The 6,302-nt window shown below is 68.5% G+C and carries 5 protein-coding genes; all 5 read right to left on the bottom strand.

Translation table 11 applies throughout. From position 1 onward, the window contains the following. Positions 1-125: 125 nt before the first annotated feature. Positions 126-1,118 carry a 2Fe-2S iron-sulfur cluster-binding protein gene (locus ACEQZD_RS11590; RefSeq protein WP_370185601.1) on the bottom strand — a complete coding sequence of 331 codons (993 nt, stop codon included), beginning with the start codon at positions 1,116-1,118 and terminating at the stop codon, positions 126-128. Between the two features lie 14 nt (positions 1,119-1,132). Further along, on the bottom strand, positions 1,133-1,519 hold the full coding sequence (locus tag ACEQZD_RS11585; RefSeq protein WP_370185599.1) for an MAPEG family protein: 387 nt from the start codon (positions 1,517-1,519) through the stop codon (positions 1,133-1,135). A gap of 73 nt (positions 1,520-1,592) precedes the next feature. Further along, a complete protein-coding gene (locus tag ACEQZD_RS11580; RefSeq protein WP_370185596.1) occupies positions 1,593-2,912 on the bottom strand; it encodes a DsbA family protein in 1,320 nt (439 codons plus the stop codon). A 34-nt stretch (positions 2,913-2,946) separates the two neighbouring features. Continuing rightward, positions 2,947-4,794 carry a dihydroxy-acid dehydratase gene (gene ilvD / locus ACEQZD_RS11575; protein ID WP_370185593.1) on the bottom strand — a complete coding sequence of 616 codons (1,848 nt, stop codon included), beginning with the start codon at positions 4,792-4,794 and terminating at the stop codon, positions 2,947-2,949. 80 nt (positions 4,795-4,874) lie between these two features. After that, positions 4,875-6,221: an amino-acid N-acetyltransferase gene (gene argA, locus ACEQZD_RS11570; protein ID WP_335629645.1), complete on the bottom strand. Its 1,347-nt coding sequence runs from the start codon at positions 6,219-6,221 to the stop codon at positions 4,875-4,877. Positions 6,222-6,302: the final 81 nt, after the last annotated feature.

The following is a 6,302-nucleotide window of genomic DNA, read 5'->3' as shown; positions in this document are numbered from 1 at the left end:
GGCCGGTGCAACCGGCCGGCAGGATCCCAGAGGCGTCGTTAACAAGTCGCTTTTAAAGGTCTCTGGAATCCTGCCGGCAAGCCGCGCTTGCCTTTCGCGGGCGGGGCCCGCTCCCACAAGGCAGCCTAACGCGGTGCGTAATCGAACACGTCGGAGTGGATGTTCTTGGCCGGCACGCCTTCGGCTACCAGGTCGTCGAAGACCGACCAGGCCATGGCCGGGGAGCCGCCCACATAGAACAGCGGCGCCAGCGGTTCGGCCAGGGCTTCCAGGGCGGCTTCGTGGACCAGGCCCTGGGCGTGGCCGGGGCGGCTCATATCCGACAGCGCGGTGACCGCGTGGAAATCCGCCAGCCGGCGGCGCCACTGCGCCGGCAGGTCCGGCAGGTAGAGATCTTCCTCCACGCGGGCGCCCCAGAACAGGCGCACCGGGTGCGGGTAGTCCAGCTCGATCAGCCGCTCGATCATCGCCTTCACCGGCGCGAACCCGGTGGAGCCGCAGATGAACCACAGCGGCCGGTCCAGGGCCCGGTCGATAAAGCGGCGGCCGCCGGGCAGGCTCACGGTCACCGTGGCCCGATCGTTCAGGTCCGCCATGATGGCGTGGGCGGCGCTGTTGTCGTCGCCGTGGCGGACGTGCAGTTCCAGATCCCGGCCACCGGGCGGATTGGCGATGGAGAACGGATACTCGCCGTGGGGCAGCACCAGCGTCAGGTACTGGCCGGCGTGCCAGCGTATTGCCTTACCGGCGGGCAGGCGCAGCCATACGCGGGTCACGTCGTGGTTGAGCGGCTCGCGCTCGATAATCTGGCATTGCACTTGGTGCACGGGCAGTTCGCCCGGTGCGGTCGTTTCTGGCACGTCGATCTCGCAATCGCTGATCGGAATGGCCACGCAGTATAGCACCCGGTCGGCACCGGGTTCGTGGGCGTGGATGATGTCGCCGCTGCCGCCGTGGCGTACCGCCCCGGCCGTCAGGCGGCCCTGGCAGCGCAGGCAGACGCCGTTGCGGCAGGCGTGTGGAAAACCGAAGCCCGCTTCGCGGGCCGCGGTGAGAATGGGGACATCCGGCGGGCAGTTCAAGACATGACGGCCGTTGATCCCCACGCGGAAGGTCATAAACGGGGTTCGGCTCAGCCGGCCACGCCCACGAACAGGGCGACGATGCAGCCCATGCCGAAGAACCACACCAGGGAGCGGGCGCTGGCCCAGTCGGCGATGTAGCAGATGCCGAACAGCACCCGGCTGAGCACGAACGCCAGTGCGATGCCGTCGATGGTGGCCTGCGGCGCGGTGCCGGCCAGGTGGGCGATGATCACCGCCGCGGCGAAACCGGGCAGAATCTCGAAGCTGTTCTGCTGCGCCCAGTGGGCGCGCTTGCGGGCGCCGCTCAGTTTTTCCAGAAACTCGCGGGGGTTCTTGTTCTCGTTGAGACCGAAGCCGCCCTGGAACTTGGCGAAGCCGGTGAAGGCATAGGGCAGCAGAATCGCCGCCAGAACACACCAATACGCTAACGTCATTGTTATCCGCCTCTTCTTTGTTTGTGGGTGCGGGCTTTGCCCGCGCCTACAGTCGCTATATTCCGGGCCGCGATCAATGACCGGATTGTAATGTCTGTTCAATCAGGGCAAAGCGGTCCTGGCCCCACACCAGGCGGCCGTTGACGCGGAAGCTGGGCACGCCCCAGCTGCCGGCGGCCACCATGGCTTCCCGGTTGGCCTCGGCGTCGCGCTGCCACTGGTCGTCGTCCAGCCAGCGGCGTGCCCGGTTCCAGTTCATGCCCGCCGCCGTGACCAGCTTGCGCAGGCCGGCGTCGCTGGCCGCGTCCACGCCCTGGCTCCAGATGCCTTCGCCGGCGTGCAGCAACCATTCGCGCAAACGGCCCTCTTTCTCCGCGAACGGCCACAGCGCCATGCAACGCTCCACGCCCTTGCCCAGCGGGTCGCAGGCGCGGCCGAACGGCACCTCGTGAAGGCGCGCCTCGCGGGCGGCGTCGGTGAGGATGTAGAAGCGCTTGGCGCGCGGCACGCTCAGCCCGCGCATTACCATCGGCAGCACCGGGCGCAGCCGCAGCGTCAGGCCGTAGTGGTCGGCCAGGGCGTAGGCGCGGGGCAGGGCGATATAGGAATAGGGGCTGCGGAACGAGAAGAACATCTCCAGCTCCGGCCGCGTTTCACCGTCGTCGGCCGGGGCCGCCGGGGCGCCGGGCAACAGTGCCTGTTTGGCGCGGCCGTAATCCAGCGGCCAGGGACCGCCGCCCTGGCCCAGGGTCTCCAGGCGGCGGGCTAGGTGGTCCAGGCGCTCCAGGCTCCAGTACCACTCGCCGCCGTAGTGCAGGGTGCCGGTGAGGTAGTGGCCGTCCTTGAGGAACTGGTCGCGGCGCGCTTCCAGGGCCAGCTGGGCCTGGTCCTCGGGCTGCTGGCCGTGGTCTTTCACCAGCCGTTGCAGGGCCTCCTGGTCGCCGCGCCAGAGCGCGTCGGACAGCGCGTGGGCCAGGCTCCAGAAGCGCTCGTCGTGTTCGTGTTTGAGCAGGCAGCGGGTGGCCGCCAGGGCGGTCTCCCGGTCGGGGATGCGCCAGTCCGCCGGGAAGCTCAGATCGTGCAGCCCGGCCAGGGCGGCGGCGTCCCGGGGCGCCAGCTCGCGCAGCATGTCCGGCTCCGGGTACATGGAGCGGTCCAGGTAGAGCATCACCCGGGGGGTGACGCGCACGCCGAAGTGCTCGGCGAAGCGCGGCAGCACCTGGGCCAGCAGCCAGGAGTAGGGGTCGTCGATGCGGAAGTAAAAGGTCGCCTCGTGGGGGCGGCCGCGCAGGCGCCGCCGCCACTCCGCCAGCCGGTGGCGCCAGCGTTGGGTGCCGGCGCCGGTGATCAGGCCGGCCGCGACCGGCATCAATTTGCGCTGTAGGCGGCTCATGGCGGTTCCTTCCCTGTGGTCGCTGTGTCTGGGTTTACTCGCCGATCTGGCTGAGATCGCGCACCGCGCCGCGGTCGGCGCTGGTGGTCAGGGCGGCGTAGGCCTTCAGGGCCGTGGACACCTTGCGTTGGCGCATCTCGCGGGGGCGCCAGGCGAGCTTGCCGCTGGCGTCCATTTTTTCCCGGCGCTGGGCCAGCTCGGCGTCGTCCACGCGCAACTGGATGGTGCGGTTGGGGATGTCGATGTCAATCCTATCGCCCTCGCGGACCAGGCCGATGGCGCCCTGTTCGGCGGCCTCCGGCGAGGCGTGGCCGATGGACAGCCCGGAGGTGCCGCCGGAGAAACGGCCGTCGGTGAGCAGCGCGCAGCTTTTGCCCAGACCCTTGGATTTCAGGTAGCTGGTGGGGTAGAGCATTTCCTGCATGCCCGGGCCGCCTTTCGGACCCTCGTAGCGGATCACCACCACGTCGCCGGCGACGATTTCGTCACCGAGGATGGCGCGCACCGCCGAATCCTGTGACTCGAACACCCGCGCCCGGCCGCTGAAGGTGAGGATGGAATCGTCCACGCCGGCGGTTTTGACGATGCAGCCGCGCTCGGCGATGTTGCCGTACAGCACCGCCAGGCCGCCGTCGCGGCTGTAGGCGTGTTGCAGATCGCGGATGCAGCCCCCGGCGCGGTCGGTGTCCAGGCTCTCCCAGCGGGTGTCCTGGCTGAACGCGGTCTGGGTGGGGATGCCCGCCGGGCCGGCGGTGAACATCTTTCTCACGCCGGCGTCGCCGGTCAGCATCACGTCGTAATGTTCCAGTGCTTCGGCCACGCTGGCCGAATGCACCATGGGCAGGTCGCGGTGCAGCAGGCCGGCCCGGTCCAGTTCGCCGAGAATGCCCATCACACCGCCGGCCCGGTGCACGTCTTCCATATGGTATTGCTGGGTGGCCGGCGCCACCTTGCACAGGCACGGCACCTTGCGGCTGAGCCGGTCGATGTGCTCCATGGTGAAGTCCACGCCGCCTTCCTGGGCCGCCGCCAGCAGGTGCAGCACGGTGTTGGTGGAGCCGCCCATGGCGATGTCCAGGCTCATGGCGTTCTCGAACGCCTTGAAGGAGGCGATGTTGCGCGGCAGCACGCTCTCCATGTCCTGCTCGTAATAGAGCTTGGCCAGATCGACGATGCGGCGGCCGGCTTCCAGGAACAGCTCGCGGCGGTCGGCGTGGGTGGCCAGCAGCGAGCCGTTGCCGGGCAGCGACAGGCCCAGCGCCTCGGTCAGGCAGTTCATCGAGTTGGCGGTGAACATGCCGGAGCAGGAGCCGCAGGTGGGGCAGGCGGAGCGTTCCACCTCGGCCACGGTGGCGTCGTCCACCTTGTCGTCGGCGGCCATCACCATGGCGTCCACCAGGTCCAGCTTGTGCTCGCCCAGTTTGGTCTTGCCGGCTTCCATGGGGCCGCCGGAGACGAAGATCACCGGAATGTTCAGGCGCATGGCGGCCATCAGCATCCCCGGGGTGATCTTGTCGCAGTTGGAGATGCACACCAGCGCGTCGGCGCAGTGGGCGTTGACCATGTACTCCACCGAGTCGGCGATGATGTCGCGGCTGGGCAGTGAGTAGAGCATGCCGTCGTGGCCCATGGCGATGCCGTCGTCCACCGCGATGGTGTTGAACTCCTTGGCGATGCCGCCGGCCTTTTCCACTTCCCCGGCCACCAGCTGGCCCATGTCCTTCAGATGCACGTGCCCGGGCACGAACTGGGTGAAGGAGTTGGCGATGGCGATGATCGGTTTGCCGAAGTCATCGTCCTTCATGCCGGTGGCGCGCCAAAGCGCCCGGGCGCCGGCCATGTTGCGGCCGTGGGTGGTGGTGCGGGAGCGGTACTGGGGCATGGTGGTCTCTTCGCTTTCGGATCGGAAAGCGAGGATTGTAGCGCACCCCGGGCGAAAGGCCGATATGCGTGCGCTATCCGCTAGAGACGCTTGACGAACACCTTGGAATTGCGCTGCCAGTTGTAGAGCTGCTGCCGCTGCTCGGGCAGGGCTTCCACGCCGGCCGGGTCGAAACCCTGCTCGCGGAACCAGTGGGCGGTGTGGGTGGTGAGCACGAACAGGGTTTTCAGGCCCTGCTCCCGGGCGCGCCGTTCCAGGTAGCGCAGCATCTGCAGGCCGCGCTCGCTGTTGCGGTAGTGCGGGTGCACGGCCACGCAGGCCAGCTCGCCGGTGTGGTCGGCGGCGAACGGGTAGAGCGCCGCGCAGGCGATCACCATGCCGTCCCGTTCGATGATCACGAAGCGCTGGATTTCGTTTTCCAGCAGTTCCCGCGAGCGGCGCACCAGGACGCCGTTCTGCTCCAGGGGTTCGAGCAGTTCAAGGATGCCGCCGACGTCGTCGATGCGGGCGCCGCGCAGGGTCTCGTAGGTTTCCCGGGTGACCATGGTGCCGCAGCCGTCGCGGGTGAACAGCTCCTTGAGCAGGGCGCCGTCTTCGCTGGCGTCGAGCAGGTGGGCCCGCGCCACGCCGTTGCTGGCGGCGTGGTAGGCGGCGGTGAGCTGGCGTTCCACGGCGCTGTCGGTGAAGCGCTCCTCGCCCAACAGCCGGCCGGCTTCCTGGGGCGACAGCTCGCGCAGCAGGCGCTGTTCGCTGTCCTCGATGCGGATGCCGTCGCCGAGCACGATCATCTTGTCGGCGCTCAGGGCGATGGCGGCGGTGGAGGCCACGTCCTCTGCGTTCAGGTTGAACAGTTCGCCGGTGGGCGAGCTGCCCAGCGGCGACAGCAGCACCACGTTGCCGGCGTCCATCTGCTGGCGGATGGCCTCCACTTCGATGCGCCGCACCTCGCCGGTGTGCTGGTAGTCAAAGCCGTTGCGCACGCCCACCGGTTTGGCGATCACGAAGTTGCCGCTGATCAGCTGGATCGCGGCGTTGTGCATCGGCGAGTTGGCCAGCCCCATGGAGAACAGGCCTTCCAGCTTCAGGCGCAGGGCGCCCACCGCCGCCATCACCGCTTCCAGGGCGTTGCTGTCGGTGATGCGGGTGTGGTGTTCGAAGCGGCTTTCCAGGCCGGCGGCTTCCAGCCGCTGGCTGATCTGCGGCCGGGCGCCGTGCACCAGCACCAGCTTGACGCCCAGGGCGTTAAGCAGCGCCAGGTCGTGCACCAGGGTGGGCAGGCGCGGGGTGTCCAGTACCTCGCCGCCGAGCAGCACCACGAACGTGCGCCCGCGGTGGGCGTTGATGTACGGCGACGAATTACGGAACCAGTTGACCTGGTCGCTGGCGCTGGGGGTGCTGGGCACGGGATTCTCTGGGCTCGATGACATTGGGGGAGTATAGCCACCGCCGGGCGGTGCGGACCAGATCAGATTCAGCAGGCAAGGCCTGTGGGAGCGGGCAGGGCCCGC

Origin of the sequence: Alloalcanivorax sp. (assembly GCF_964221125.1) — a bacterium.
Taxonomy (GTDB): Bacteria; Pseudomonadota; Gammaproteobacteria; order Pseudomonadales; family Alcanivoracaceae; genus Alloalcanivorax; species Alloalcanivorax venustensis.
The sequence above is the reverse complement of the archived record's forward strand: the minus strand, read 5'-3'. Positions and strand labels throughout refer to the sequence as shown.